The sequence below is a fragment of the Steroidobacter gossypii genome, assembly GCF_016801985.1.
Taxonomy (GTDB): Bacteria; Pseudomonadota; Gammaproteobacteria; order Steroidobacterales; family Steroidobacteraceae; genus Steroidobacter; species Steroidobacter gossypii.
Genome location: NZ_JAEVLS010000001.1, coordinates 1 through 25,072 on the forward strand (window position 1 = coordinate 1; position 25,072 = coordinate 25,072).

At 60.2% G+C, this 25,072-nt stretch carries 29 protein-coding genes and 1 pseudogene; 17 read left to right on the top strand and 13 right to left on the bottom strand.

The window, feature by feature from the left end; translation table 11 throughout:
- Positions 1 to 342: 342 nt before the first annotated feature.
- From JM946_RS00005 to JM946_RS00015, 3 genes are all read left to right on the top strand, one after another.
- Entirely contained in the window at positions 343 to 1,878 is a 1,536-nt protein-coding gene (locus tag JM946_RS00005) for a sensor histidine kinase (RefSeq protein WP_203165088.1), read from the top strand.
- A 20-nt stretch (positions 1,879 to 1,898) separates the two neighbouring features.
- A complete protein-coding gene (locus JM946_RS00010; RefSeq protein WP_203165089.1) occupies positions 1,899 to 2,171 on the top strand; it encodes a response regulator in 273 nt (90 codons plus the stop codon).
- A gap of 106 nt (positions 2,172 to 2,277) precedes the next feature.
- On the top strand, positions 2,278 to 2,661 hold the full coding sequence (locus JM946_RS00015) for a response regulator (protein WP_203165090.1): 384 nt from the start codon (positions 2,278 to 2,280) through the stop codon (positions 2,659 to 2,661).
- Positions 2,662 to 2,706: 45 nt separating this feature from the next.
- Here the strand turns inward: JM946_RS00015 and JM946_RS00020 are convergent, their stop codons facing one another.
- The gene (locus JM946_RS00020; RefSeq protein WP_203165091.1) at positions 2,707 to 2,922 is read right to left on the bottom strand and encodes a CsbD family protein; all 216 of its coding nucleotides are present in this window, start codon (positions 2,920 to 2,922) and stop codon (positions 2,707 to 2,709) included.
- A gap of 294 nt (positions 2,923 to 3,216) precedes the next feature.
- Here JM946_RS00020 and JM946_RS00025 point away from each other — a divergent pair, with 294 nt between their 5' ends.
- The gene (locus tag JM946_RS00025) at positions 3,217 to 3,846 is read left to right on the top strand and encodes a hypothetical protein (RefSeq protein ID WP_203165092.1); all 630 of its coding nucleotides are present in this window, start codon (positions 3,217 to 3,219) and stop codon (positions 3,844 to 3,846) included.
- Between the two features lie 36 nt (positions 3,847 to 3,882).
- Here the strand turns inward: JM946_RS00025 and JM946_RS00030 are convergent, their stop codons facing one another.
- Entirely contained in the window at positions 3,883 to 4,185 is a 303-nt protein-coding gene (locus tag JM946_RS00030; protein WP_203165093.1) for a hypothetical protein, read from the bottom strand.
- Between the two features lie 404 nt (positions 4,186 to 4,589).
- Between JM946_RS00030 and JM946_RS00035 the strand changes: the two genes are divergently transcribed.
- The 4 genes from JM946_RS00035 to JM946_RS00045 all read left to right on the top strand — a co-directional run bounded on the left by JM946_RS00035 (position 4,590) and on the right by JM946_RS00045 (position 7,091).
- Entirely contained in the window at positions 4,590 to 5,006 is a 417-nt protein-coding gene (locus tag JM946_RS00035; protein WP_203165094.1) for a hypothetical protein, read from the top strand.
- Between the two features lie 155 nt (positions 5,007 to 5,161).
- On the top strand, positions 5,162 to 5,290 hold the full coding sequence (locus tag JM946_RS30845; RefSeq protein ID WP_269140856.1) for a hypothetical protein: 129 nt from the start codon (positions 5,162 to 5,164) through the stop codon (positions 5,288 to 5,290).
- Between the two features lie 2 nt (positions 5,291 to 5,292).
- On the top strand, positions 5,293 to 5,865 hold the full coding sequence (locus JM946_RS00040) for a DUF1415 domain-containing protein (protein WP_203165095.1): 573 nt from the start codon (positions 5,293 to 5,295) through the stop codon (positions 5,863 to 5,865).
- Positions 5,866 to 6,053: 188 nt separating this feature from the next.
- Positions 6,054 to 7,091 (top strand): fatty acid desaturase, encoded by a 1,038-nt coding sequence (locus JM946_RS00045; RefSeq protein ID WP_203165096.1) that lies wholly within the window; start codon positions 6,054 to 6,056, stop codon positions 7,089 to 7,091.
- A 2-nt stretch (positions 7,092 to 7,093) separates the two neighbouring features.
- Here JM946_RS00045 and JM946_RS00050 read toward each other — a convergent pair whose 3' ends face one another.
- The 4 genes from JM946_RS00050 to JM946_RS00065 all read right to left on the bottom strand — a co-directional run bounded on the left by JM946_RS00050 (position 7,094) and on the right by JM946_RS00065 (position 9,730).
- Positions 7,094 to 7,813, bottom strand: coding sequence for a Crp/Fnr family transcriptional regulator (locus JM946_RS00050; protein ID WP_203165097.1), 720 nt, complete (start codon positions 7,811 to 7,813; stop codon positions 7,094 to 7,096).
- A gap of 136 nt (positions 7,814 to 7,949) precedes the next feature.
- A complete protein-coding gene (locus tag JM946_RS00055; RefSeq protein WP_203165098.1) occupies positions 7,950 to 8,699 on the bottom strand; it encodes a Crp/Fnr family transcriptional regulator in 750 nt (249 codons plus the stop codon).
- A gap of 144 nt (positions 8,700 to 8,843) precedes the next feature.
- A complete protein-coding gene (locus JM946_RS00060) occupies positions 8,844 to 9,236 on the bottom strand; it encodes a hypothetical protein (RefSeq protein WP_203165099.1) in 393 nt (130 codons plus the stop codon).
- Positions 9,237 to 9,238: 2 nt separating this feature from the next.
- On the bottom strand, positions 9,239 to 9,730 hold the full coding sequence (locus tag JM946_RS00065) for a hypothetical protein (RefSeq protein WP_203165100.1): 492 nt from the start codon (positions 9,728 to 9,730) through the stop codon (positions 9,239 to 9,241).
- A 560-nt stretch (positions 9,731 to 10,290) separates the two neighbouring features.
- Here JM946_RS00065 and JM946_RS00070 point away from each other — a divergent pair.
- Positions 10,291 to 10,701 carry a hypothetical protein gene (locus JM946_RS00070; RefSeq protein ID WP_218042526.1) on the top strand — a complete coding sequence of 137 codons (411 nt, stop codon included), beginning with the start codon at positions 10,291 to 10,293 and terminating at the stop codon, positions 10,699 to 10,701.
- Positions 10,702 to 10,750: 49 nt separating this feature from the next.
- Here the strand turns inward: JM946_RS00070 and JM946_RS00075 are convergent, their stop codons facing one another.
- Positions 10,751 to 11,269: a PAS domain-containing protein gene (locus JM946_RS00075; protein WP_203165102.1), complete on the bottom strand. Its 519-nt coding sequence runs from the start codon at positions 11,267 to 11,269 to the stop codon at positions 10,751 to 10,753.
- A 307-nt stretch (positions 11,270 to 11,576) separates the two neighbouring features.
- Positions 11,577 to 12,221 (bottom strand): hypothetical protein, encoded by a 645-nt coding sequence (locus JM946_RS00080; protein ID WP_203165103.1) that lies wholly within the window; start codon positions 12,219 to 12,221, stop codon positions 11,577 to 11,579.
- An 897-nt stretch (positions 12,222 to 13,118) separates the two neighbouring features.
- Here JM946_RS00080 and JM946_RS00085 point away from each other — a divergent pair.
- Together JM946_RS00085 and JM946_RS00090 are read left to right on the top strand one after the other, a co-directional pair.
- Positions 13,119 to 13,559: a DUF4398 domain-containing protein gene (locus JM946_RS00085; RefSeq protein ID WP_218042527.1), complete on the top strand. Its 441-nt coding sequence runs from the start codon at positions 13,119 to 13,121 to the stop codon at positions 13,557 to 13,559.
- Between the two features lie 33 nt (positions 13,560 to 13,592).
- Complete coding sequence (locus tag JM946_RS00090) at positions 13,593 to 14,447, top strand: OmpA family protein (protein WP_203165105.1); 855 nt, start codon at positions 13,593 to 13,595, stop codon at positions 14,445 to 14,447.
- Positions 14,448 to 14,749: 302 nt separating this feature from the next.
- On the opposite strand, the gene JM946_RS00095 is transcribed toward JM946_RS00090, so the two are convergent.
- Positions 14,750 to 16,978 (bottom strand): ATP-binding protein, encoded by a 2,229-nt coding sequence (locus JM946_RS00095; RefSeq protein ID WP_203165106.1) that lies wholly within the window; start codon positions 16,976 to 16,978, stop codon positions 14,750 to 14,752.
- 359 nt (positions 16,979 to 17,337) lie between these two features.
- Here JM946_RS00095 and JM946_RS00100 point away from each other — a divergent pair, with 359 nt between their 5' ends.
- A complete protein-coding gene (locus JM946_RS00100; RefSeq protein WP_203165107.1) occupies positions 17,338 to 18,171 on the top strand; it encodes an SDR family NAD(P)-dependent oxidoreductase in 834 nt (277 codons plus the stop codon).
- Positions 18,172 to 18,355: 184 nt separating this feature from the next.
- A complete protein-coding gene (locus JM946_RS00105; RefSeq protein ID WP_203165108.1) occupies positions 18,356 to 18,745 on the top strand; it encodes a hypothetical protein in 390 nt (129 codons plus the stop codon).
- Between the two features lie 618 nt (positions 18,746 to 19,363).
- Here the strand turns inward: JM946_RS00105 and JM946_RS00110 are convergent.
- The 4 genes and pseudogenes from JM946_RS00110 to JM946_RS30095 form a co-directional block, all read right to left on the bottom strand.
- Entirely contained in the window at positions 19,364 to 19,729 is a 366-nt protein-coding gene (locus JM946_RS00110) for a cupin domain-containing protein (protein ID WP_203165109.1), read from the bottom strand.
- A 100-nt stretch (positions 19,730 to 19,829) separates the two neighbouring features.
- Positions 19,830 to 20,186, bottom strand: coding sequence for an S-adenosylmethionine decarboxylase (locus tag JM946_RS00115; RefSeq protein ID WP_203165110.1), 357 nt, complete (start codon positions 20,184 to 20,186; stop codon positions 19,830 to 19,832).
- A 113-nt stretch (positions 20,187 to 20,299) separates the two neighbouring features.
- Positions 20,300 to 20,434, bottom strand: a complete 135-nt coding sequence (locus JM946_RS30850) for a hypothetical protein (RefSeq protein WP_269140857.1) — start codon at positions 20,432 to 20,434, stop codon at positions 20,300 to 20,302.
- A 759-nt stretch (positions 20,435 to 21,193) separates the two neighbouring features.
- Positions 21,194 to 21,322, bottom strand: a pseudogene (locus JM946_RS30095) (tyrosine-type recombinase/integrase); the annotation flags it as partial.
- A 962-nt stretch (positions 21,323 to 22,284) separates the two neighbouring features.
- Between JM946_RS30095 and JM946_RS00125 the strand changes: the two are divergent.
- From JM946_RS00125 to JM946_RS00140, 4 genes are all read left to right on the top strand, one after another.
- Positions 22,285 to 22,851 (top strand): hypothetical protein, encoded by a 567-nt coding sequence (locus JM946_RS00125; RefSeq protein ID WP_203165111.1) that lies wholly within the window; start codon positions 22,285 to 22,287, stop codon positions 22,849 to 22,851.
- A gap of 135 nt (positions 22,852 to 22,986) precedes the next feature.
- Complete coding sequence (locus JM946_RS00130; RefSeq protein WP_203165112.1) at positions 22,987 to 23,319, top strand: hypothetical protein; 333 nt, start codon at positions 22,987 to 22,989, stop codon at positions 23,317 to 23,319.
- A gap of 87 nt (positions 23,320 to 23,406) precedes the next feature.
- Complete coding sequence (locus JM946_RS00135) at positions 23,407 to 23,880, top strand: hypothetical protein (protein WP_203165113.1); 474 nt, start codon at positions 23,407 to 23,409, stop codon at positions 23,878 to 23,880.
- 589 nt (positions 23,881 to 24,469) lie between these two features.
- Complete coding sequence (locus JM946_RS00140; protein ID WP_203165114.1) at positions 24,470 to 24,964, top strand: DUF2314 domain-containing protein; 495 nt, start codon at positions 24,470 to 24,472, stop codon at positions 24,962 to 24,964.
- Positions 24,965 to 25,072: the final 108 nt, after the last annotated feature.

Consider the following 25,072-nt stretch of genomic DNA (forward strand, 5'->3'; position numbering starts at 1 on the left):
TTGCCTAGATCGATCCCCACTACGGTAATCTTGTTCATGGTCTGCTCCGCTTCCGATTGAGACGTAGGAATCCCAATCATTGGCCTTATCCGCCAAGTTGAGAAGCGGGGCGGACCATCCCATTAGCAGAAAGCGCGCTCCACGGCTGTGCCGCAGCGTCAGCGGAGGGCCGGCGATGCGGATTCCCCCATGGCTGGCGCCAAAGCGCGTATGACTGGGAAGTTGACCACGGGAACTCGCAACGGGTATGTGCCGTTCAAGCCCCACGTTCTCAAGCCTCTGCTTCCGGACGTCGGACACTGCTCGGCTAAATCGTCGTCAGCCCTTCCGAAGCGAACAGCAATGATCAGTGCGACGGAGCTCCTTCACCGTCAGCACGTATTGGCAGATTTCGGTCAATTCGTGCTCGACAACGACGACCTGCAGGCCATCCTGACGGAAGGATGCCGCTTGATCGCCGCCGCCCTCAAGACCGATCTGGCCAAGGTCCTGGAGATCGAGCAGGAGCGAGGCACGGCCCTCGTCCGGGCCGGTGTCGGCTGGAACCCGGGCATCGTAGGACACGCCCGCATCCGCTTGGACGAGCGCTCTTCAGAAGCACATGCGATCAGGACCGCCGAACCCCTCATCACTCCCGACATCGAGAAAGAAACGCGCTTTGTGTTTCCCCGATTCATGCGGGAGCACGGCGTGGTGGCGATTGTGAATGTGCCCATTCTGCTGCCAGGTCGCGAACCTTATGGAGTGCTGCAGGTAGACCTGCGAGAGCCACGCGCGTTCGGGCAGGAAGACATCCAGTTTTTGCGCACTTACGCGATGGTGCTCGGCCCGGTGATCGATCGGATGAGGAAGGCCCGCGATCTGGCTCATACCACCGAGAGATACCGGCTCATCGTCGAGAACGCGCGGGACTACGCGATCATTCTGACCGATGCGGAAGACAGGATCACCGATTGGCTGCCCGGCGCTGCCGCGATCTTCGGGTGGACCGCGGCAGAGGCGCTGGGCAAGCCTGCAGAAATACTGTTCACTCCCGAGGACCAGGCGGCAGGCGAGGCCGAGCACGAAGTCGATACAGCTCGTCGCGAGGGCAAAGCCCCCAATGTTCGCTGGCACATTCGCAAGGACGGCACCCGGGTCTTCATCGATGGACAGACGACCGCCCTCAAAGGCCCCGATGGCACAGTGACTGGCTTCATGAAGATCGGCCAGGATGTCACTGCCCGGCGGGAATCGGACGAACGGCAGCAGATTCTTGTCGGGGAACTTCAGCACCGCACGCGAAACCTCATCGCGGTCGTGCACTCCCTCGCGGACAAGACCGCCCGAGCGAGCAAGGATCTGCCGGACTTCAAGGCTCGTTTCGAGGATCGCTTGCGTGCGCTCGCGCGCGTGCAGAGTCTGCTATCCCGCCTGGAAGATACTGACCGAGTCACGTTCGATGAGCTGCTAAGCTCCGAGCTCGCGGCCATGGACGGATTTGCCGAGCGGGTCAAGCTCGATGGTCCACGAGGCGTGAAGCTGCGCTCTTCGAGCGTGCAGATCCTGGCTCTGGCGCTACATGAGCTCGCGACCAACGCAGTGAAATACGGCGCGCTCAGTCAGCCGCAGGCATCGCTCACCATCGCGTGGCGCTTGTCCAAGGGCGGGGATGGCATCCCCTGGCTTCACATCGACTGGCGAGAGGATGGTGTAGTCACCTCGGGTGAGACCACCCGGGCAGTGCCAGGCCGGGGCCAAGGCCGTGACTTGATCGAGCGAGCGCTGCCATATCAACTCGGCGCCAAGGTCTACTTCGATCTGGGCCCCGGCGGCCTTCATTGCACCATCTCGCTTCCGGTCTCGATCAGCACCCTCGAGGAAAACGCCAGTGGCTGAACGGTCGCTCCGCGACTGACGTGTCCTCATCGCAGAAGACGAATACCGTCGCCGAAGAGCTTGAATTCGCACTGGCTGCGGCGGGAGCCGTCATTCCAGTGGCCGACGCACTAGCGGAGCGCAACGTGCCGTTTGTCTTCACCACCGGCTACGGCCGAACAGCCATTCCGAAGCGCTTCGAGCAAGTTCTCAGGTACGAGAAGCCCGCCGACATGTCCGCACTGGTGTCGAGCCTCGAGGGTCTGATTCGCCGCGCTCGAGGGCGCACTCGTCATAGTGGACTGCGTCGTTAACCTACGCTAAGCACGAGATTTCCAGCACAAAGCAACACAGTTGATTGCGCAGGCCGAGGACGCTGGCAAGCTGGCCTCAACCTCAGCAGCAGCAGTGCGTGCGTTTATGGCGAATCCATGTGCATTGAAGCTGCTCATCGTCGAAGACGAGTGGCTGATAGCAAGCGAGACGGCGCTCCAGATCGTCGATGCGGGCTGGCAAGTCGTGGGGCCCTCGGCCACCGTGGCGATCGCTCTGAAGCTGATCGAAGTAGCGGCGATCGACGGTGCGGTGCTGGACATCCATCTCCGGGATGGAGAGCGCTCGCTTGGAATCGCTGCGGCACTTCGCGAGCGTGACATTCCATTCTTGTTTGCCAGCGGACATGCCGCGAAGGAGCAGCGACCGGGTTTCGAGGATGTGCCGGTGCTGGCGAAACCCTACTCATCGAGTCAGCTCGTGGCTGCCGTACGCCGGCACATCGTTGCCTTGCATCCCTCGACGAAGTAGTCGCACGAACCGTTGCCGCTGCGGCGTCGATCCAGGAAGGAATGGCTACTTCGGCCGATAGTTTTTGTTACGTGCTTCGAATGCGCGGATCTCTCGCTCGGCCTCGTTACGGTTGATGCCGTAGACCTCCTGAATCGCGCCGAGCAGCGAGGCACGCTTGCCCGCGATCGCTTGCAATCGCTCGCCATCGAGCTTCAGCCAGCGCGCCTTCACGGTACCCTGGAACTGCGCCCAGTTGTTCTCCACCAGAATCCAGTCCATATAGTCATCACCGCTCGACGAAAAGGGCGCGCAGCCTACTACCGTTCGCAGCAACTTGCTTGGCTCTCTCCGGCAGAACAGCGTAGCCGGCAGCCTACAGCGCGATTTATTCATCCATTTGTATCTATTTTCCCAACCAGGGCGCACACTACTTCGAGATTGCGGAACCGTCCGCAGGTACCCTGTGGCGCAGAATCTCCGGCCACCCCGCGCAGCGCTACGTATCGCCCGAGACGTGGCTAAATCCGCCCCATCCTCGCGCACCCGTTTCGTCAGCACACTGCCGGAGATTTGATGAACGTCTTCAGAATGCATCGGGGCGGTCGCGCGCCAACCCAGGCCAGCGGCATAGCCCATCGACGACTGCCCGCAACCGTTGGGCGGCTCGATCTGGAAAGGATCGGAACTTCCGCAGGGCGCTGGACCATCCCCAGCCACTCGAATGTAACTTTCGCTCCGCAAGGCAGCGAGGACTGGCGCCACCGCTTGCTCACGGCACGAGGCGAGCAGATTCACATGGCCAGCATGCATCGAAACGATCGGAGCGCTATCGCAATCCTCGATGCAACAGGTATCGTGATTTCGTGGCACGACAACTTGCCACGCGCTCGTCCGTACGATTCCGGCGTGCTGAGCCGTCACGTATCGCAGTTCTATCTACCTCATGATGTTGCATCACGCACTCCCGCGCGCCATTTAACGATCGCAGCTGAGCACGGCGTGGATACGCAGCACGGCTGGCGACGCCGGCCCGCCGGAGAAATATTCTGGGGAGTGACGATCCTGCAGAGCATTTTGCTCGGCGACGGCGAACTGGTGGGATATTCGCACGTGACACGAACCTTGCGTGCACCGGCACAAGTGCTTGCCCAACCACTTCGAGCACAAGCACAGCATACGGCGTGCCTCGCCGCGCCGGCGTAGCGCGTCTACTCGCTACGCTAGAGCGCCGACCAAAGGCTACATAGAGCGTGCCACTCTGCGCTGCTGCTCCTCGTGCACCTGGGCGACTGTCAGGCGAGTCTGGGTGGCGATAACCTTCAGGAGCAGGTGGTCAGGTGTGCGCGGCAGGCGCAGGGCATGCAGGCGTTCCCAGATTTCAATGCGCTCGCGCGGTTCCTTGACGTGCGATGCCTGCTCTTCCAGCTCACTTTCACGCAGCGCTGCTCGTTCCCGCTCGGCTCGTTGAACTTGCAGGCGGCGCTCCACCGGACTGTCATTGAAAATGGTGGAAGGCTGGTAGGGCTGTTTGTCGAAAGTCATCGTCGTGCTCCTGTGCGTGCTCCTGCAGTGTGCGCGCATCCACCGCGATTAGATAGGTGAATATTCCCACAGGCAAAAAGAATCGCCCCTCCGACCGTTTTTTATGTATCTATATGAGCCGACTGAGCGCATAGTGACCGCAGCTCGGCCGGCTGACTCCGGCCCGATCCATCGCATCCGCATTGACACGGCGGCCGCGCCACCGTCATTCAAGCGGAGCCATGATGAACCACCTATCGCACCAACTGCGTCATCTGCTGAAAGCAGCCACTCGCTCGATCTCCGCGTCTGTGGACTCACAGCGCCAGAGCCCTCACATACGACTCCCGATCGCAGCCACGGCTCGCCGGACTTCAGGAGCACCCGCCTGGGCGCAACGCCTGTTGATCCAGCAAGGTACCCGCATGCATGCGACCAGCCTGGAGCGTGGCGACCATTGTTCGATCGCCATACTGGACAGCCGCGGCATGGTCGTCGCCTGGCACGACAGCTTGCCTGGCGCGGCAATGTTCGATCACAGGATTATCGGCACTCACGTGTCACAGTTCTATTCCGCGGCCGATGTGGCGCTCCAGCTGGCCGAGCGGCAGCTGAAGATCGCAGCTATCCTCGGCGCGGATACCCGCGAGGGGTGGTATCGCCGTGCCAACGGGTCGGCCTTCTGGGGCGTTACTGTGATCGAAGCACTGCAGCTGAAGAACGGAGAACTGCATGGTTATTCCCACGTGACGCGCCACTCGAGAGATCCACGCCGCCACATGACCGCTCGACGCGCCCCACCGCAATTCTTTATGTGCGCTGGTGTAGCGGCGGCTGCATAGACGAAGAAGTCGTCGCCAGACCCGGACGTCCATGAGCGCACGCCAAGTACTCCGGCGATGCGCCAGGTAGAACTCGTACGCGCTAAAGATATCGGGGCGACGCGACGCAAAGCGTATTAGACTGCCCAACCCGATCCGCCAACCTGAAGAGTCCCTTGAACAAGACACCGAATTACAAGCAGCAAAAGAAGCGTCGCGAAGACATGCAGAAGAAGAAAAATGAAGAAAAGCAGCGCCAGCAGGCCGAGCGCAGGGCGTCCGACTTTCCGCCGCCCAAGCCCTGAGCGTGAAGCTCGAGGCGAGCGCGCCGGATAGTGTCCCATCCGCCGAGCAGGTGATTGCAGCCACCAGGGCTTGGCTCGAACGAGCGGTCATCGGCCAGCAGCTCTGCCCTTTCGCGGCAGGGCCATATCTGACCGACCGCGTGCGTCTATGTGTCAGCACGCAGCTTTCGACCGCCGGACTGCTCCAGGATTTGTGTCGCGAACTGCAAGCGTTGCGGGACGCAGATCCGCTTCAGTGTGAGACGACACTCCTGATTCACCCGCAGGTGCTGGCTGAATTCCTCGACTACAACGATTTTCTCGACGACTGCGACGCCGCGGTGGCGAGCCTGGGATTGGAAGGCGAACTGCAAGTGGCCAGCTTCCATCCGAACTATCGGTTCGCCGGCACGTCCGAACAGGACATCACGAACTTCACCAATCGCTCGCCTTACCCGATGCTGCATCTACTGCGCGAGGCCAGCGTTGCGCGCGCAGTGGCAACCTTTCCGGACATCGACGAGATCGGCGCCAGAAACATGGAAACGCTGCGTCGGCTGGGTCATGAAGGCTGGCGGCGGCTGTGGAATGAGTGACCGCTCCCGTTCGAAGCTTCGCCAGGAGAAATGCCCTTGACCTCGATCTACCATCGTCGTTGGCGCCGCATTGAAAGGTAAAGGCGGCGCTCCCCTCGTTAGAAGTCGATCCTCGCCGTTGCTTTGCTGCCTGCTCCTATGTGCACCACCGCACTGAGGCCCGGCCTCGCTTCCGCGATTCTACTTGTATGGAATCTCTCCGAGCGCCGCCAGTGCATACGGCAGACTTGAAAGACGTGCTCGTGGCACATCAGAACGCCTCCACGAAGCGCGCGCTTTGGCAGCTCGCGAACACCTTTCTGCCGTACTTTCTGCTGTGGTTGGCGATGTACTGGGCGCTGGAGGTGTCGCTATGGCTCACCGTGCCGCTGGCAGTTCTCTCGGGCGCGTTGCTGGTGCGCATCTTCATCATCTTCCATGACTGCACGCACGGCTCTTACTTCCGGTCTCGGCGCGCGAACGACGTTCTCGGCTTCATCGCTGGCGCGCTGACATTCAGCCCGTACCAGCACTGGCGCTGGGAGCACGCCATACATCACGGCAGCGCCGGCAATCTCGATCGGCGCGGAACCGGCGATGTATGGACCATGACCGTGCAGGAATATCTGAGTGCATCGCGCCGGCGACGCTTTCAGTACCGGCTGACGCGCAATCCACTGGTGCTGTTCGTGCTCGCGCCGCTGTTCGTTTTCGTGATCAAGCAGCGCTTCGCGTCCGCGAATGCGCAACGGCGACAACGCCACTCCGTGTGGTGGCTGAACGTGACACTGCTGATCAGCACGACGCTGCTGAGCTCAATATTCGGTCTGGCCTCCTACCTGCTCATTCAATCGATCGCCATGACCGTTGCTGGGGCGACGGGGTTGTGGCTCTTCTATGTGCAGCATCAGTTCCAGGGCGTCTACTGGGAGCGCAACGACAAGTGGGACTACACGGCAGCGGCGCTGCGCGGCAGTTCCTACTACAAGCTGCCTAAGGTGCTGCAATGGATCTCAGGAAACATCGGCTTTCATCATATCCATCATCTCAGCCCGCGCATTCCCAACTACAACCTGCAGAAGTGCCACGAAAGCGACCCGAGATTCGCGACGGTCACCTCGCTGTCGCTGCTGTCGAGCCTGCAATCGCTCAAGTTCCGCTTCTGGGATGAGCAGGCCAAGCAGCTCGTCGGCTATGCGCACCTTCGCAAGCTCGAAGCACGCCGTCGCAGGACCTCACCCCACTGAAATCAAGTCCGAGCAACGGCCGGCAACAGGCGATCGAACTCTCGCTTGACCACGGAGTAGCATTCGCAGGTCCGCGCCTCGAGGCCCGCCCGATCCAGTACCTTGATGCGACCGCGGCTGTATCTGATGAGTCCGGCGCTTTGCAGATTTCCTGCCGCTTCCGTGACGCCCTCACGACGCACACCTAGCATGTTGGCGATCAGTTCCTGCGTCATCACCAGCTCGTTACCGACCAGACGATCCAGACTCAGCAACAGCCAGCGGCACAGTTGCTGATCGAGCGAATGATGCCGGTTGCACACCGCGGTCTGCGCCATCTGCGTCAGCAACGCCTGCGTGTATCTCAGCAGCAGATGCTGCATGGGCCCGCCCAGCGTGAACTCTTCCTTGAGAAATTTCCCCGGCCATCGATAGGCGTGACCCGCGCTCTGCACCACCGCGCGGCTTGGCGTGGTTTCGCCGCCCATGAAGAGCGACACGCCGATGACCCCCTCGTTGCCGACCACGGCAATCTCCACTGAGGAACCGTCGGCCAACGTATGAAGGAGCGAAACGATCGCAGTCGTCGGAAAGTAAACTGCTCGCTGACGACTGCCGGATTCATATAGAGCTTCGCCCAGCGGCAGCTCGACGAGTTTCAAATTTTTTCTTACGCGCTCGAGATCTTCCGTCGGCAACGCGGCCAGCAGATAGTTCTGACGAGGATCTTGAGCTATCGCCATCGAGAGGCCCTGTGTGTAGGGGCGCCGAGCTACCGGACTGTGTGCGGTATCGTACACACATTTTCATGCGCGCAGCAGCGAATCGCGAAGCGCGTTGTGGGATGAAGCTTTTACAGCAACGTGCGCGCAACGCCAATCACGCTGGAGCGCCCGCGTGGCGGAGCCTGGTGGAGAACAATGAGCCCAAAGCGCCCTCATACATGTCCTTTGCTCCTCGATAACATGCGCATGACGCCAGCTCCAGCGCAGGCCCGTCCAGGATCGTGACCGCGCCACGCCGGTAATCGATCAAACCTTCCTCTCGCAGCGAGTTCGCGGCGTTCGTGACCCCCACCCGCCGCACGCCCAGCATGTGCGCGAGGAATTCCTGGGTGACATGAAACTGATTGCCGCGCGCCTGATCGCGATTCATCAGCAGCCGTCGCGCCAGACGCGCGCGTACCTGGTGATAGTGCGAACAAGCCGTCGCCTGGGCCAACTGTCCCATCAGCACGTACATGTAACAGTTCAGCATCTGGCGCAGAGCGATGTTGTTACCCAAATGCCGCCGGAACATAGCGGCGCCGAGCCGCCACGCCGTACCGGACCGCTGCACTGTCGCGTGCTGCGCCGACGTGTTGACGCCGAGGATGAGCGAGGAACCCTGCATGCCCTCGTGACCGATGCTGCCGACCTCCAGACGCGATCCATCGCGCAGCGTGGTGACCAAGGAGATGATGCCGTCGGTCGGGAAGTACACGTGTTTCAGCCGTTCGCCCGATATGCAGATGACCTCGCCAGAACGCAGCTCGACCTGATCGAAGTCCGCCAACAAGCGCCGTCGATGCGGCCCGGCCAATGTCGCCAGCAGACGGTTCTCGCCCGCACCTTGATTGAAAGAAGCCAATGGGCTCTCGTAGAACGGCTGGAGGATGTTGCAGTCACGCTGAGGATACGCGCAGCGAGGTCGTCGCGATGTACGCTAGCGCACACTCGAGCCAATCTTCCAGGCTCGGCCGGCACTGCCAACGTCCGCACAGAACGCTGGCGATCACTCGTCGCCGCTGGGCTTGAATTGCCTGACGAATCGATAATCCACTGCCGTGCCGAGGCCGAGCTCCGTGGCCTTGTGCCGAACCGACGCCGGATCCCGATGCAACCGCGTCGCCAGCTGCATCACACACTCATCCGCATGTTGCCAGCTCTTGACCGTTTGACCGTGCAAGAAGGATTTCAGCTCCACGATCTCGTGCGCCTGCCATTCTCCTTGCGACTTGGCAGCCGACTGGCGATGCAACTCAGCGGCCTCGTCGTCGCGGATGGCCTGCGTCAGCACTTCGATCAAAGTGGCTTTGTGTTCCGACGGCAGCTCGCGCGTGATCACGAAGCGAAGCGCGGCATGCAACGCCGCCAGCCGATCTGGACGTTTCGTATCCCTAGGCACGGTCAACTCCCCGGCACGGCAACGCACGCTGCCTCTTGCCTGCGATATCCCGTTTCACACGACCATTCGTCACCCGCGTAGCCGAGGAATCCATTGGCCGGAACACGCACGGCGACACAGCCCGCGCCCTCCTTGCGGAAGCCACGCTCACAGCGCCATTCCATGCCGCGGTCGTCGAGATAGGCGTTCGTCGGGACGACTATGGGTGAACACCGGTTGTCGATCCGTTGAAAGCCACGATCGCAGTTCCAACGATCGCCGGAGCGAACCAGATAGGCGTTTTCGGGAACTTCGATCGCGACACATCGATCCGGCGTTTGTCTGAAGCCTCGCTCGCATTGCCATTCGAAGCCGTGAACGGAGTCGAGCATGTAGGCATGCGCGGGCAATTCACCCTTGACACAGGCTTCGCCGACCACGCGGTAGCCGCGATTGCAGCGCCACCCGCGATCGTAACTGGAGTCCACGGCATAGCCGTTCTGCGGCACTTGCACGGCCGTGCACCCTGCTTTGTCGCTGATGAATCCGCGATTGCAGCGCCAAGACGTACCTCGCGCATCTAAATATGCGTTCGCCGGGACGACCACCGCGACACAACGCCCTTCGTTCTCTTTATAGCCGCGCACACATTCCCAACCGTTGCCATAGCTCGTTGGTCGGGCATTCTCCGGGACCGCGGACGGAGAGCGTTGCGCCTGAGCGCTGGCGGTAGTCGCGATGAGCAAAAGCGCCGTACATCGTGCAACGAGCCGAGCAACCGCCCAATAGCGCAAGACCTTCTCCAAGATGGGAACCGAATCCGAGTGTGCGCGCTTCGGTCGTCTTTAGATAGGTAAATATATTCGTAAGGTCTTACGTGAGCCGCTCCAAGGCCTGGATGGCACGGACATCCTCGGCTCGGCCGGCGTAGCTGGCGGCCTACGCGGCGATTCAGCTATCTATTCCCGCTGACTGAGCGCACACTGCCGGAAGTGGCAAGTCTCGCCCTGATGTCGTAGTGCAGATGGCAAGCGGATCTCAACAGCGCACGAATGAGCCGGCAACTCGGCCATCGGTGCGCGTCGTTCAACTAACCGCCGCCAGCGGCGACGACGAGTTCACGTGCACTTTAGCGGACTGGAATTTCATTCGCGATCTTGGCCTGACGTTCGGCTGGCATCCGACAGGCACTACTTATCTGCCGCAGCAAGGCCAGCGCGCGCGACACAACCCGATCAAGCACGACTATCAGCCCGGCGACAGCCAGGATCGTAAGCGCGTGGAAGCCGCCGATTCCGCGCGTTGGGCGGCGGCGCTGGAAGAGGCGAAACGCTCGCCATTCATCTCGGGCATGCTTCGCAAGCACATCCAACAGCGGGAAGAAAGCCGCCCCGACGCCGAACCCTCGTTGCACTCGCAAGTACAGCGCTTCATCGAGTTTGCCCGTCGCGGGGCATTCACGATCGCGCTGAGCGACACCAACTGATCCACAGCGCAGCCGATCGGCAGATGAGTCTCGCGCTTTTTGAATCGGTTCATCGAAGGCTGTGTTCGAACTGGTCTGGAGCGCTCGCTACATAGCTGAACCCCTGTACGCGCCCGTCCCGAAGCACGACCGGTTCGATGTCGATAGTGCCCCAGAATGCGGTGCCGTCGCGCCTGCGGCGCCACGCCTGTCGAGTGATTCGGCCTTCGATGACAGCGGCGCGCAAATCACGGTCGGGCTGCCGCCTGGAAACCTCCTCCGAGGAATAGAACAACGACAGATGGCGGTCGACGACCTCCTCGGAAGCGTAATCGCGTCCGTCTGGACTGCCGTACCAACTGACCACTGTGCCCGCTTCGTCCAGCATGGCCATCGACGCCAGCGAGCTTGAGTGCGCATTCGCGACCATCGCCATGTGCAGCCGCGCACCGCGCTTCAATAGCGCCCGGCGTCGCCAGGATCGAACTTTTTCGGCTCGTCGGTCGGCCACCGTCGGTCGATCCGACTTCGACGGTATCGCAACACGCCACTCTCGTTCGTCGCTCGACGTCGCCGGCTCGTGTTTCATGCTCTTTCTCCATAGGACACCTGCCGCTACTGTGCCCTAGCGGCCCTGCCTCTTCGGTGCGCTAGCGAACATTGCCAACAAATGTCCTGCTCGCGAGTCTCACCGGCGCTGCCCACATGTGTCGCATGAGCCGCGCCCGCGCACCGCCGTTCAGCCCGTTATATGAAGTTGCGTGCCGCTCGTTCCGCCTTTTTTACTTTCTTCACCGCACGCTTCTCCTCGAGCGTCCTGGTCGGTTTCTTCTTCTGGTCTCTCTTTTGATCCTGGCCTTTGCTCATATGTCACCTTGTTGAACTCTCGATCGCTATCAATCATCGACGCAGGCCGCGCCGTGCAGATGAAAGCCCCGGTCGCATTTCCAGGCCTGGCCGGAGTAGTCCAGGTGCGCATTCGCCGGCACTTGTACTGCCACGCATGTGGAGTCTTCCCGGCGGAAGCCGCGTTCACATTCCCAGGTGCTTCCGGAACGCGACAGGAACGCGTGTTCCGGCACATCGATGGGAATGCAGCCCGCCTGGGAGGATCGATAGCCACGATTGCACTCCCAACCCGGACCGTATGAAGAATCGCTTGAGTGCGCATTGCTGGGAATCTCAACCGCCAGGCATTCGCCCTGCGCCTCGCGATAGCCCCGCTCGCATCTCCAGCCGCTGCCGAATGACTCATCCAGATACGCGTGCTGCGGCACTTTGACGGCCGTGCAGCCATCGTTGGTTCTCCGGTAGCCCCGGTTACATCGCCATCGATCGCCCGATGCCTCCAGATAAGCGTTCGCTGGCACGACAATGCGCGAACAGCCATTGGCGACCCTTTGGAAGCCGGTCATGCATTCCCAGCCAGTTCCAGAACGAGTCTGCGTGGCGTTTTCCGGCAGCGTCTGCGGCGGTTCGGCCAAGGAAGGGGAAACAAAGACCGCGAGCGCCATCAGCAATACCGCCGTTGGTGGTCGCATCGATATCCTCGAGATCAGCCTGAAGGCCATTCACTGCTCCTGGTAGCCAGACAGCAGCGTGTAGCGGATTCGCTACGGCGTCCGTACGCTAACGAACATAGCCCGCCGAACAGGGCATGCGGGGGAAGCGCTCGTTAAGTTCGCTACCGTACCGACGACTGGATGTCTCAGGCGCACGATTTCGGGCGATCTCGACCCACACCATCATCACTGGAACTCACATGCAACACACCAGGAGTGAAAGTCGCTGGGCCACCCATCGGCGATACACAGGCTGTTGGCCTCAGAATCCGTGGATCAACGCCGCTCTATCGCGCTCGGTCTCCTCTTCGCACCACGACACAGAGGAGCTGGAACAGCGGGCCGCGATGAGAGCGTGGGAAAATGAAGGCGGCAGCCTCAGCGTTCGGAGTACTGCCAATCGCCGCTAATTTCCTCCGTAACTACGAGCGCGATCGATCTCACGCTTCCGCACGCATCGACGGAAGTACGCCATGGAGCACATCTTCATTGAAGTCGTTGCTGTCTCGGCTGCCTCGCTGGCTGCGGCCCGCGCCGCCTTGGAATAGTTCCCCATCATTCGTGAGGAATTGTTCAGCATCACGCGACTCGAACAGCACGCTGAAAGCCTCGCGCAGTCACAACCGGTCACTACGCGACCGCAACGCCGGCGCTCGCTCAGTACGCGTCTGAGTCATACATTCCGTTTGTTCCTCGATTACATGCGAGTGACAGCCTCGCTGCAGCGTACTCGCGTGGACTAGCCGGATGCGTGATCTCGCAACGTACTATGTACGCGAGCGTACAGATACGTTGACCGAGAAAGCGCAATCTCACGGACAGTACATGGGGCTGCCGGTCCGGCAGTCTCTTCAACTCCCAACCTAGAGAACTGCAATGACCCCATCCTCGCGCCCTGTTAGAAATGTCTCCTGTAGCTTCACTGGCAGACCACCACTTCGAAAGGCGGTCGCACTGGTCGTCGGCATGACCATCCTGGCGACGCTCGGCGCATGCAGCAGCGTCTCGCCGCTCACCAAGGAGCGCGTCGCCCGGAGCGACGCTTCCTTCCAACAGGCACAGCAGACTGTAGGCCGATCGGAAGCGGGTGCGATGGAGCTGCAACAGGCTGAGGACAAACTCGATGCGGCCAAGACTGCGCTCGCCCAAAAGCGGCAGCAGGAGGCGGAACGCCTGGCTGCACAGGCTCACCTGTACGCCGAGCTTGCGATGGCGAAATCGCAGAGCGCCGCTGCACGCAAAGCTGCTGACGAAGTACTCGCGAGTGTCGAGACGTTGCGCTCGGAGGCCGAGCGCACCTCGCCGACACAGCGCTGATCGATTTTCAAATCAACTCCATGAGGTCAAGACATGAGACTTAACAAACGAATCGTACTGAGCGCCGCGGTTGCCGCGGTGCTGAGCGCGTGCACCACCGCGCCCGAGCGCAACGAAACACTCGAACAGGCGCGAGCTCTGGTGCTCGGAGTGGAAACCTCGCCACGCGCTGGCATAGCGCCGGCGGACATTGCAAATGCACGCACTTCGTTGGACGCGGCGGATCGCCTCGCCGCATCCAAGAGTAGAAGAGCCGACATGGAGTTCGAAGCCACCAACGCCATGCTCAGCGCGCAAATTGCCAACGAGAAGATCCTTGCCGCGGAGGCGAACGAGCAAGTCGCCGATGGCACCGCCCAGCGCCAAGCGGTGCTGCTCGAAGCGCGCGAGCGCGACGTGCAGAGGAGCGCCGATCGCGCGAGCGAGGCCGCTCGTCAGGCGGACGCCTCACAAACGCGTGCCGACTCTCTCGAGATGGAGCTTGCGGATCTGAAATTACAGCGGACCGAACGAGGCCTGGTGCTCACCCTGGGCGACGTATTGTTCGATACCGCCGGGGCGACGTTGAAACCGGGCGCCTACGCGCCTCTCGACCGGCTCGCCACAGTGCTGAAACAGCAGTCGGATCGCAAAGTGCTCATCGAGGGACATACCGATGACGTAGGCTCCGATCAGAACAACCTGGCCTTGTCCGACCGCCGCGCGCAATCAGTGCAGGCAAGCCTGATCCAACGCGGGGTGGACAGTAGCCAGATCACCGCAGTGGGCAAGGGCGAGAATTACCCCGTCGCGAGCAATGACAGCGCGGCGGGCCGCCAGTCGAACCGTCGGGTCGAGTTGATCTTCACTGATGGCCGCACGCGCATCGCGGCCGAACCAGGCCGATGACCGCGCTGGCGCCTGCCCGACAACACAACGCGGTTCTTCGCTATAGCCGCGCTGAACGCAGCAGGACGCTTTCGGACAATGAACGCTACGTCCCGGCAACCAGGTTGCCGGGACGGACGACAGTCCGGATCTGCATCGGCAAGCGCTGAGATTCTATTCGGAAAAGCAACATGCCCTCGCTGCAACTCGAACCTAAAGCGGGATGAAAACCGTCTCGACGCCGAGCCCTCGTTGCACGCGCCAGTAACGCGCTTCATCGAGGTTGCCCGACGCGAGGCACTCACGATCGCGCTCAGCGAGGATTAATCCGTGGTGCGACCGAACCGTTCTGGGGACCGCGACAGCCCGTCCAGTACATCGCGTACTTTCGAGGCGAGATCGGCGTAACTGAACGGCTTGGTGATCAGTTGCACACCTTTGTCGAGACGCCCGTGATGAAAGATGGCATTGCGCGCGTAGCCGGTTGTAAAAAGAACTTTGATGCCCGGACGAAGCGCTTGCACCTGAGCCGCCAGTTGCGCACCGGTCATCCCGCCGGGCAGCACCACGTCGGTGAATAACAAGTCGACCGGCCCGGCGGTTTCCAACAGCCGCAGCGCCGACGGTCCGTCTGCCGCTTCCAGAACGCAGTAACCAAGATCGCGTAGTGCGTCGACCGAGTAGGCTCTCACGGCCGCTTCGTCCTCGACGACCAGCACAGTTTCCTGCGATGTGCCTTCTGGGATGGGCATGGCCGGCGCGGCGTCGCTCTCCGAGCTCGCAGCTTCGAATCGCGGCAAATAGATCTTCACGGTGGTTCCCTGCCCGACCTCGGAATAGATCTTGACGTGTCCGCCGGACTGTTTCACGAACCCGTAGACCTGACTCAGTCCCAAGCCCGTTCCCTGTCCGACCGGTTTCGTCGTAAAGAAAGGCTCGAAGGCACGTTTGAGAGTTTCCGCGTCCATTCCCATCCCCGTGTCGGAGATGCAGATCAGCACGTACTGACCGGGTGCGACTTCGGCGTGCGATATCGCATACGCCTCGTCGATGTACGCGTTCACCGTTTCGATGGTGAGCCTGCCGCCGTGAGGCATGGCATCTCGCGCGTTCACAGCGAGATTGAGGATCGCGGATTCGAGCGCGTTGGGATCGACTTCGATTTTCCACAATCCTGCGCCGCGCACTGTTTCGACAGCGATGGTCTCGCCCAGCGAGCGGTTCAGCAGGTCTGCCATGCCACCCACGAGTGAATTGACGTCCGTCGGCTTCGGGTCGAGCGGCTGCCGGCGAGAGAAGGCAAGCAGCCGCTGGGTCAAGGACGCCGCCTGGCGTGCACCGTTCAGTGCCTGTTCGACGGATCGCTGGACACGGCCTGCGTCTGCAGGCACCAGCCGACGCACTACGTCCAGGTTGCCGACAATCACCTGAAGAATGTTGTTGAAGTCATGAGCAACACCGCCGGTGAGCTGCCCAACGGCTTCCATCTTTTGCGCTTGGCGGACCATTTCCTCCGTGGCTCGCAACTGCTCGGTGCGCTCAGCAATCGTGCGCTCGAGATTCGCATTGAGGTTGCGCAGCGCCTCCTGCGCACGGGTCCTCTCTGCAATCTCTTGTTGGGCCGCGCGCGCTAGATGAACATTGTCGATCGCGACGGCGGCTTCGGCGGCGAGACCAGCCATCCCACGCTCCGACCTTTCTGTAAAGACGCCCACGGCAGCGTGCCCGAAAAAGAGCCCGCCGAGTACTCTGCCGTCGCGACCGATAACGGGGACGGCGAGGTAGCTACGAACGGGCAAATGTCCTTCAGGCATCCCTTTGTGGGGCTCATTCTGTCCGTAGCGCGCGTCCTGTGTGATGTCGTCCGAGCGGACAATGCCTTCACCGTTGAACGTGGGCGCGAACACCTTCGTGTTTCGCGGCATTGGGAACTTGGCGAACGCCTCCGCGGGCACCCCTGAAAGCGTATAGAGCATGTAGCTTTCGCCACGCTCGTTGAGAACGTTGTAGAAGAACGCGCCGAACTGAGCGCCGGTCAGCTCGACTCCCGCATCGGTCACGGTCTGAACGAGCCGCTGCAGATCTGTCTCGCGGCCGAGCGACGCCCCAGCTCGATTGAGTATCTCCAGCGCGCGGCGATCTTCCCGAACCGCCAGCTCGGCAGCACGCTGTTGCGTGCGATCGCGCAGAACCTTCACGAACCCAACGATCTCACCCTGCTCGGTGATCGGCGTGAGTTCGCCGGCCGCCCAGAACTGGCTTCCATCTTTGCGGAGGCGCCAGCTCTCCTCGCCCCCGCCACGGCCGTGGTCGACGGCATCGGCGATCTCGCGCTCGAGCTGCGAGGCACCCGCCGGGAAGATGCGCTCCAGCGTTTGGCCCAGCATCTCCGGCTCACTCCAGCCAAGAATACGGGTCGCGCCAGCATTCCAGCTGGTGACGCGTCCGCTCCGGTCGATACTGATGATCGCCGTGTCTAGTGCGCTGTTGACGATTTGTCGCCACTGGGACGCCGAAATAGCATCAGCGTTGCCAGCGTGAATATCTTGCATTGTGTTGAACCATAGACGGGCTGGATTGCACGCCCATAGGCTACGTGACTAAATTCGGGACGGCCAGCGAGCGATTGCCTTTCAGGAAGCACCCGGTGTTTGCTCATTCCCCCTTGAATTCCCGGTCGAAGGCGGCTGCTGATTCATGCCCGGCGCTGCGCGACGCATCCGCAGGCGCCGCTCCGCGCTTGCCTCCATTGCACCGGACAAGTTGCGGTCCGCGATCGCTGCCAGCCAACCCACATCATGCGCGACGACTCCTCAGACCGACATCTCGAGACAAGTCGCCGAGCTCGTTGATCCGCCGCGTAACAGGTTGAATGCCACCACTTGCGAGAGATCAAAACAGGAACAAATGCATGCGTACTCAAACCTGGTTCATCACAGGAGCGTCGAGCGGGCTCGGCGCGGCAATCGCGAATGCCGCCTTGCGTGCGGGCCATCGCGTGGCGGTCACTGCACGCGACAGCGCTCGGCTCGAGGCGCTGGCAGGCGCCTTTCCCGAGGCTGTGCTCCCTTTATCGATGGATCTAACGGCACCATCGCAGATCGAAGCGGCCGTCGCGGCCGCTGAGAAGTGGCATGGCGGCATCGACGTGCTCGTGAACAACGCGGCGCTCGGCTATCTTGCCGCCGTCGAAGAAGGAGAGGATCAGAAGATCAGGACCCTGTTCGAAACAAATGTCTTCGGCGTGGCAAGCACCATTCGCGCAGCCCTGCCTGGCATGCGTTCCCGCGGACGCGGCACGATCATCAATGTCTCTTCTTTCAATGGCGTCGTGGCGATGCCGTCGCTGGGCTACTACAGCGCGACCAAGTTCGCTTTGGAAGGGCTCACCGAAGCGCTGGCCCAAGAGGTAGCGCCGCTTGGCATCAAGGTCATGGCCATCGAGCCTGGCGGCATCCGCACCGGCATCGTCGAACGCAATCTGCGCAGCCCGCGAATCGATGCCTATGGCGCGACCGCGCACCCCATCATCGATCTGCTACAGAACGATAAAGATGGCGCTCTTGCTCCCAGCGATCCCAACCGAATCGCTCGGATCCTCGTCGAACTGGTGCAGGCCGGCGAGATGCCCCGGCGCCTCATTCTCGGCCCGGACAGCTGGGCCGGGATCACAGGGAAACTCGACGCTCAGCGGGCGGAGTATGACGAGTGGAAAGATGTGTCGCACAGCACGTCCTTTTCCTGATCGATGATGAGTCGGGAGACACGACCACCATGTGGCGCGCTTCGCGTCTCTCGAGAGCTTCGCCGGACCATGCTTGCTCTAAGGCGAACAATGTGCTGAATTCGGATACATCGTTGTTGTCCCACAAGCCCTTCCAGGCGACGTGCGAAACGCGCGCGCGTGAAGGGCGGCGTTATAAGTGCAAATGAAGCTCCTGATTTCAGGCTTTGTCAGCTTTGTCACGGTTCTGCTGGTTGCGTGCTCAAACGTGCCGCTGCATGAAGCGGACTATGAGTCGGTGGCAGAGAAGCTGGTGGCGCTCGAACCGTGCAAGCCGCAGTACTGCTCGGGTGTGTGGTATCCGTTAGATCGTCCCCGGAATGAAGACACCGATCCTGTGGCAGCAAAGCTCGCATCCTCGGAATGCGTGGCGAAGTTGCGGGAAAACATCCCGTCTCCTCGCCCGCATTCACCGGCAAATCAGCCGGGTTTGTCGGCAGGACCCGCTCCCACCGAAGTGATCGCCGCGGCGCAAATCGTTACATGTATGCGAGAAAAGGGATGGCAATACTTCGTCGAAGGCACTGTGATCTAGCTCTTAAAACAAGCCGGCTGGAGCGCGACGCGCGGAAACCAGCGCGCCGCAGCGGGATCGTTGCCTGTATTCACCTTGAAGACATAACGCCAAGCTTCAGCTGCGCGTTGCATTGAGCGCGTCGCCTGCAAGCGCTTTAGCGCACGGTAGCGCGGATGCAATCATGACGCCTGTCTCCTTGGGCGAACGACAAACCAAAAGCACGCGCCGGCCAAGAAGCCCACCGGCAGCGAGACCGAGCACAAGTTAGCGAACCCCTGTATCCATGTCACATTCCTACCGGGCGGAAGAATCAAAGCAGTAAGAAGCGAGAGTAGAAATGCAGAGGCGACACCGAGCAAAGCCAGGGCCGGAAAGTTCGTCCACCGCCACCGCTCAAAGAGCAGAACCGCTGGGAGTGCGATCAGGAGCGCGCCGACGTACCCGCTGAAAGCCAAGAACGATAACGCAGAAGTTGCTACATCCACGCTGCTACTTCTGATACCGAAGAAGAGCGCCCCTATCATTGCCGACGCAAAGGGAGCAACGACGAAACCTAAGAGCTTCCTGTTCATGCGCTAACGTCTGCGCTCAGGCGCGTGCGTCTTCGCACGTCGCGTGGAGCACATTGTCGGGCACTCACTTTTTCGCATAGTGGTCAGCACCAAGAAAATGCAGGGACACGTAAGGGCTGCTGCCAACCACCCAACTGTCGTGAGGAATGGGTGGGATGTAGAACAACTCCCCCGCTTTCATTTCAATGACAGTGCCGTCGTCGAATGCCGCTGTTGCCGAGCCGGACAACACCATTCCAACGTGTTCGACGGAACAGCGAGTTGCTCCAACGGTGGGACCCACGTGTTCACTCCATTTCCAGCCCGGTTCGTAGGTGGCTCGACCGATAGTCATACCGCCCAGCCGAACGATCTCGAACTTACCCTTGACGAGCACCCGCGTCTCGTCAGGTGTCTCAAACCGCTTGAGGATCACGTCTGGGGATTCCATTTACGCCCTCCTAATCTTATGCCCAACGCCCACGCTGTACCGCGAGCAAGGGCGCTTCGTCCTGCGAGCCGGGCGCGCGCAGCGCGTTGGGCCTCGATGATCAAAACGGACAATGCTCCACTTCCTGGGCTCCAAAGTAGCTGCGCGTGAATTGACAAGCCGCCGCGACATCAAAGCTCTTGCATGTGAAAAGCACCGTTGCAAAGAAGCGTTTCCTCGACCACACGTAGAGCGAGATCCCAGAGTCTATGAGCGGAATGAACGCGTCGAAGCCCTCATTGTCATCTTTCCCCGCACCACCAGGTGCATGCACGATCGGAGTTCCATAGGTTCGAAGGCCCAAATGCGCAGCGATACCGACCAGGTACTTCTCCACTGCCGAGCGATCCACATCGATCGAGTAGTAACCCTCGATCAGCAGCCGCTGACGAACGATGTCAGGCGCTAAGTCTCGCATTTTTGTCTCCCGTTGCATTCAGCCCAACGCTGCGCGTATCTACCGGCCAAAGCGCCTCGCTTTGCCCGTCGTGCGGGCGCAGCCCGCGAATTTGACGCGCTTGTCATGCGAAGCTACTGAAGCGTGTACTTCTTGAGCAGTGGCTGCTCCAGATTCGCAGGCACAACACACTTCACCAACAACTCCACGGTGTGCTTGCTCCAGCCACGGTTGCGATTGATGAAACTGCCGTGTTTGGAAGCTGGCACGTTTAACGCACCACCTGGTGCGACGAATGGAGACTCTCGGCCTCAGAGATCACAGTATTCATATCTTCCGTAATCTTCGCTTCCGCTCCCTTGTCATTCGCTTTACCCGCGAGACCGAGCGCGTATCCATACGCCTGCTCGACTCGACGTTTGTAGTCGAAAACTTGTCCCGCTGCAATTCGGGAGACGTCATGGCCTCCATTGTTTGTGTCGCTTGAACAATGCGATAGTGGGCGATGACATAGTCTGGTGGTGCAGTTACGGTGCAAGTCTTCGGGCAGTCACTTCCTATGAACTTGCACTCGTTGCCTCACCAAGATGCCGCCCTGTTGCAACCAGTAGCCGCGCAGACGTAGGTCCGGCACCTCCAGCGATCGTGGCCAGCTAGTGCCGGCCCGGTGCCAGCGCCGGAAGATCTCAGGAAAGGCAACCGACTCGTAAATATTGACTGGGGCGGAAGAATTCGAACCTCCGAATGGCGGGGTCAAACCCGCGACCGAGACTAACGAACTAGCAACTTACTGATCCGAGCCATTTTCGGCACCCTCCAGTCGCATCGTTTCCCCGCGGCTGGCACCAAAGCTGCCACCGGCGAACCAGCTAAAGCACACGATCGAAGCGGGGCGCAGGGTACGCGATCTTGCGACTGCGGCTCTTCTCCGCCACCGCAGGCAAGCGCCTCCTCAGATCCAAAGCCGCGGCGCCGAGCCGCCGCGGGGGGCGGAATGGATCTGGGGCCTCTCGGGATCGTTTTGAACGGACTGACGACTCTCCGCCGCGATTCAGCACGTGTGTGTAGATCATCGTCGTCTCTACATTTGCATTGCCCAGAAGCTCCTGGACCGTGCGGATGTCATAACCTGATGCGAGCGAATGAGTGGCGAAATTCGTAGCAGCTCACGCACCTGGCCAAGCAGCCGAGGCGATTTCCGCTCCTGCGAATCAGTCGACATAAGATCCTCCTTGTTCATCCGATAACCTGCCAGATTGACGCTGGCAACGATGCAGCACTATCTTGGCCGCCGGACGGAATCGCTTGCGGTCGTATTTCTGCGCGAATTGCGTGATAAGTAACCTAAGTCTTGAAGAGATCGAGCGGAAGCGGCAGGCCGAGCCGGGTCGACAGGGGGATACACCGCATGTTTGCGGCATCCGGAAATGCGCCGCGTCACGGACTATCGCACTTAGGCGGGCTTTATAAGAGTTAGGCAGAGAACATATCGGAGCAACAATGACTCAGCTATCGTGGCCGAATAGTAAGTACACGTCTGTCTGGTACAGCGGAGCGGTTTATCGAGACCGGCCATGCAGAGTCCGAATGGGAGATGGTCACATTGAGGTCAGCTACGACGAGGATGACGGCCCGGTCCGTTATAGCGGAACGGAAATCGGCACGGGCCACTTCAGGCTTAAAAGCACAGAAGCCGAGGGCGAGGCGACGCTGCACATGTTCCCGGGCTCTAGAATCATGGAGGGGTACTACGTGGAGCGAGGTGAAAGTGGGCTGTGGCGTATCGAACTCGCCTAACAAGCCCATCCACGCGACGCCCGAAGACGCACGCGCGTGATGGGCGGAGTTAGCCCTCACGCATCCAGAATGACAAGAAGCATATGAACGAGCTGTTTCAGTCTCTGACGAGTCCCACCTGGTGGGTCTCGGTCGTCACAGTTGGGATCGCGATCAATCTCGTGTCCGCCTACCTCAAGCCATTCCTAGATCGCAGAATGGCTGGCTACTCCACTGCTCGTGCAGAGCGATTAGCTCACGCTCAAACCGGAAGGAGCGCGCGTATTCAGAAGATGAGGGAGAGTGATCGTGCCCTCTTCTTGGCCATCAGGAAGGAGCACGGATGGTGGATGTGGACGATTTTGTTATTCGCGCTGGCCACGTTGGTATTCACGATGGGAAGCGCCACCTCATTCGTCGTGCTTTCCATCAGATGATGACTCCGAAAGCCTTGCTGGTTCTTTTTCTTGCGGGCGCACCTTTGCTCGCGGCCGATGCCGGCCCAAAGCGCAAGGATCGCCTGTGCGGGGAACTGAGTAGCTTCTTGGCTTCAGTCAAACCTGAGGTGAGCCGTTCATTCACTCTCTACACGTTTTGGGGCGCAGAGGTCGAAGGCGATCAGATCGTCATGGGCGCCAAGCGATGCGAGCATAACGACTATGAGCCCGGTAAGAAGCTATGCGCATACCTGGTGGAGAACAGTTCAACGGAGTTCGCTGGCTACAACGTCAAACGGGTGCTCAACTGTCTTCTTCCAGGGAGAGGCGTCCCGGGGGAGCTTGAGATCAAGAATGGCTCATTCTCAGTAACCTACGGCTCGCCTAACCGTGGTGCATTGGTTGATATCGTTCTGTCCCGCGATGAGCAATTCGATGGCATGGCATTTCGCCTCACGGCCGATGGCTACTAAGCTGCTGCTTGTTTCAGCCGAATGAGCAGCAAGCCAAACAACCGGCTGGAGTTCGCGCGCTGGGCGCGCCCGACTCGCAAAAGCGAGGCGCTTTTGCTCGCGGCTCAGCCGGCACGTTAGGCCAGGCAGGGCGCCATGAGTGACTTCGAGCCGCCGATCGAAAATCTGGACGCCTTCGACATCGTCGGCGAGCGCCTAGATGGCGGCGTAGATCTTGTTGTAGTCCGTAGTGGCCCGCTTGATGACTCTCCAGAGACACCAGGGTTGTTGAGGCGAAAAATAGAGAATCACTTGCGGGAAGCGGTGAGCGAAGACTTTCGATCGCAGTTCGGGACGGAATCACCCGTCAGAATATCTATTTCATGCGCTCACCCCATTTCAAGTGCGGCTAGCGGACTGATCAATGTTCTCAGGACGGATGCGTCCAATCATGGCATGGAACTTGAACTCGTCAAAGACATGGCCTAACAATCGGCTGGAGTTCGCGCGCGCCGCGCGCTCGACTCGCAGAAGCGAAGCGCTTTTGCTCGCGGCTCAGCCGGGGGCGTTATGCCCATGAACATTGAAGGATTGGAGAATGTTCGAGACATCTTCTCCATCTTTCACGATGGCTCGATCAGCTCATTCGCTCTTGATGGAGACGATCTGACGTTGGAAGTGGAGATTCAATACTTGGCAGAGCGAGTAGATCCAGAGTTTCGAAAGTTCAAGGTCCGGCTGTTTGGTGCGAGCAACGTCCGTTTCTCCACGTGGCCAAGTGATCTGAGATCGGATCCGGTCGTGCTCACAGATGTCCCGGCTATCTTCGATACCGATCTCCAGATACTCGAGGGCAGTCTGAGCGAAGAGGGGATTAGAGTCGTTTGCAATCAGCGCTCCTCCGACCTCCCGTATTGTGGCGGGGAACTGCACTTCCATTGCCTCCGTGCCGAGGTCGAGGACGAAGGCGGAAAAGGCTATTCAATCGAAGAATTGAGCGAACTCTGCAAAGGTTACTGGGATGATTGGTCTAGCCGAAGTCAGGCATAACAAACCGCTGGTTCCGACTCGCAATAGCATAGCGCTTTTGCTCCGGCACAGCGGCGGCTTTGGGTGTCTTAGAATCCATGCAGTGCCCGAACGTACTCGACGCAAGCTAGTCAGGACATACCCAGCTTCTGCGAAGGCAGGTGGTGGCTATGTGTGGGACGAAGTCCTCGAGTATCGCGTCTGGTGTCATCCTGAGCGTGGAGCACCAGACGAAGCGGATGGAAGCGACTACTACTACGCGTTCGCGACCTATGAGGACGCATGAGACTGCTCGCGGCAAATCAACGGCGCTGAAGAACCGCTGCGGTGGTGCTGCAGGCGTGAATACATTTCCGAGGCAGAGCCTGGCCAATACGTTCACGTCAAAGAAGAGCGCATTACGGAGTGGCCTGTTGTATTCTCAGTCGGCTCAGAAGAACGGAAACAACAATTCCGGAATTTCTGGCGCCGAATGCACCGGCCAATCGGCTCGACATTCTGCGCGGGCTTGCGAAATGATGCGCCATCACCCCAAAGACACCCAGCAACGCGTTGCAGCCGATCGCCGCGAAGACGCGGCTCCGGCTGAACGCGAACGTTGGGCCAACAAATGAAGACACTCATTGCAATCGTCGTAGGCATCATCATCGTGAGGATTGCGTGGTGGTGGTTTATTGGTCGCAATCGATCGGCAATGCCACCGTTGGCGATCGATAACAATGATCCGTTGATGATCGAGGCGCGGCGCAAGGCCGCGGAATCAATTCCGCAAATGCTCTCCCTCTTCAACGGTGAGGAAGGCTCTACGCGGGTCAAAATTCCCTTCGTTTCTAACTCAGGTGAAACCGAGCATTTGTGGGCGGACCTGCTTCGCGTGCAAGGTTCCACGATACACGTTCGGTATTTGACGCCACCGGTCTCACATACTGGCAGGCTCGAGCGCCTACATGCACACGCCATCGGCGAAATTGAGGATTGGGTGTATACGAAAGACCCAAAGAGGTATGTTGGCGGTTACTCGCTGCGTGTCATGTTTAAACGCGGCCGAGAACAATGGGGTGACTTGCCGCCAGAGCTCAAGGAAGAGGAGGCAAAGTATGGATGAGCCCAACAGATCACTGCACGCGACGCGCGAAACGCGCGCGCCTGAGCAATAGCGTTAGCCGAGAGAGCACATGATCTCCTTAGATGATCAGCGTTGGCGCGAACTAAA

Excerpts from the sequence above, each read along its gene's own strand:
- JM946_RS00085 (WP_218042527.1), top strand. The coding sequence starts at position 13,119 with ATGACCCCATCCTCGCGCCCTGTTAGAAATGTCTCCTGTAGCTTCACT.
- JM946_RS00105 (WP_203165108.1), top strand. The coding sequence starts at position 18,356 with ATGAAGCTCCTGATTTCAGGCTTTGTCAGCTTTGTCACGGTTCTGCTG.
- JM946_RS00005 (WP_203165088.1), top strand. The coding sequence starts at position 343 with ATGATCAGTGCGACGGAGCTCCTTCACCGTCAGCACGTATTGGCAGAT.
- JM946_RS00080 (WP_203165103.1), bottom strand. The coding sequence starts at position 12,221 with ATGCGACCACCAACGGCGGTATTGCTGATGGCGCTCGCGGTCTTTGTT.
- JM946_RS00035 (WP_203165094.1), top strand. The coding sequence starts at position 4,590 with ATGCATGCGACCAGCCTGGAGCGTGGCGACCATTGTTCGATCGCCATA.
- JM946_RS00030 (WP_203165093.1), bottom strand. The coding sequence starts at position 4,185 with ATGACTTTCGACAAACAGCCCTACCAGCCTTCCACCATTTTCAATGAC.
- JM946_RS00095 (WP_203165106.1), bottom strand. The coding sequence starts at position 16,978 with ATGCAAGATATTCACGCTGGCAACGCTGATGCTATTTCGGCGTCCCAG.
- JM946_RS00110 (WP_203165109.1), bottom strand. The coding sequence starts at position 19,729 with ATGGAATCCCCAGACGTGATCCTCAAGCGGTTTGAGACACCTGACGAG.
- JM946_RS00050 (WP_203165097.1), bottom strand. The coding sequence starts at position 7,813 with ATGGCGATAGCTCAAGATCCTCGTCAGAACTATCTGCTGGCCGCGTTG.
- JM946_RS00075 (WP_203165102.1), bottom strand. The coding sequence starts at position 11,269 with ATGAAACACGAGCCGGCGACGTCGAGCGACGAACGAGAGTGGCGTGTT.
- JM946_RS00125 (WP_203165111.1), top strand. The coding sequence starts at position 22,285 with ATGGTGGATGTGGACGATTTTGTTATTCGCGCTGGCCACGTTGGTATT.
- JM946_RS00025 (WP_203165092.1), top strand. The coding sequence starts at position 3,217 with ATGAACGTCTTCAGAATGCATCGGGGCGGTCGCGCGCCAACCCAGGCC.
- JM946_RS00135 (WP_203165113.1), top strand. The coding sequence starts at position 23,407 with ATGAACATTGAAGGATTGGAGAATGTTCGAGACATCTTCTCCATCTTT.
- JM946_RS00020 (WP_203165091.1), bottom strand. The coding sequence starts at position 2,922 with ATGGACTGGATTCTGGTGGAGAACAACTGGGCGCAGTTCCAGGGTACC.
- JM946_RS00130 (WP_203165112.1), top strand. The coding sequence starts at position 22,987 with ATGAGTGACTTCGAGCCGCCGATCGAAAATCTGGACGCCTTCGACATC.
- JM946_RS00115 (WP_203165110.1), bottom strand. The coding sequence starts at position 20,186 with ATGCGAGACTTAGCGCCTGACATCGTTCGTCAGCGGCTGCTGATCGAG.
- JM946_RS00015 (WP_203165090.1), top strand. The coding sequence starts at position 2,278 with ATGGCGAATCCATGTGCATTGAAGCTGCTCATCGTCGAAGACGAGTGG.
- JM946_RS00090 (WP_203165105.1), top strand. The coding sequence starts at position 13,593 with ATGAGACTTAACAAACGAATCGTACTGAGCGCCGCGGTTGCCGCGGTG.
- JM946_RS00140 (WP_203165114.1), top strand. The coding sequence starts at position 24,470 with ATGAAGACACTCATTGCAATCGTCGTAGGCATCATCATCGTGAGGATT.
- JM946_RS00100 (WP_203165107.1), top strand. The coding sequence starts at position 17,338 with ATGCGTACTCAAACCTGGTTCATCACAGGAGCGTCGAGCGGGCTCGGC.
- JM946_RS00045 (WP_203165096.1), top strand. The coding sequence starts at position 6,054 with ATGGAATCTCTCCGAGCGCCGCCAGTGCATACGGCAGACTTGAAAGAC.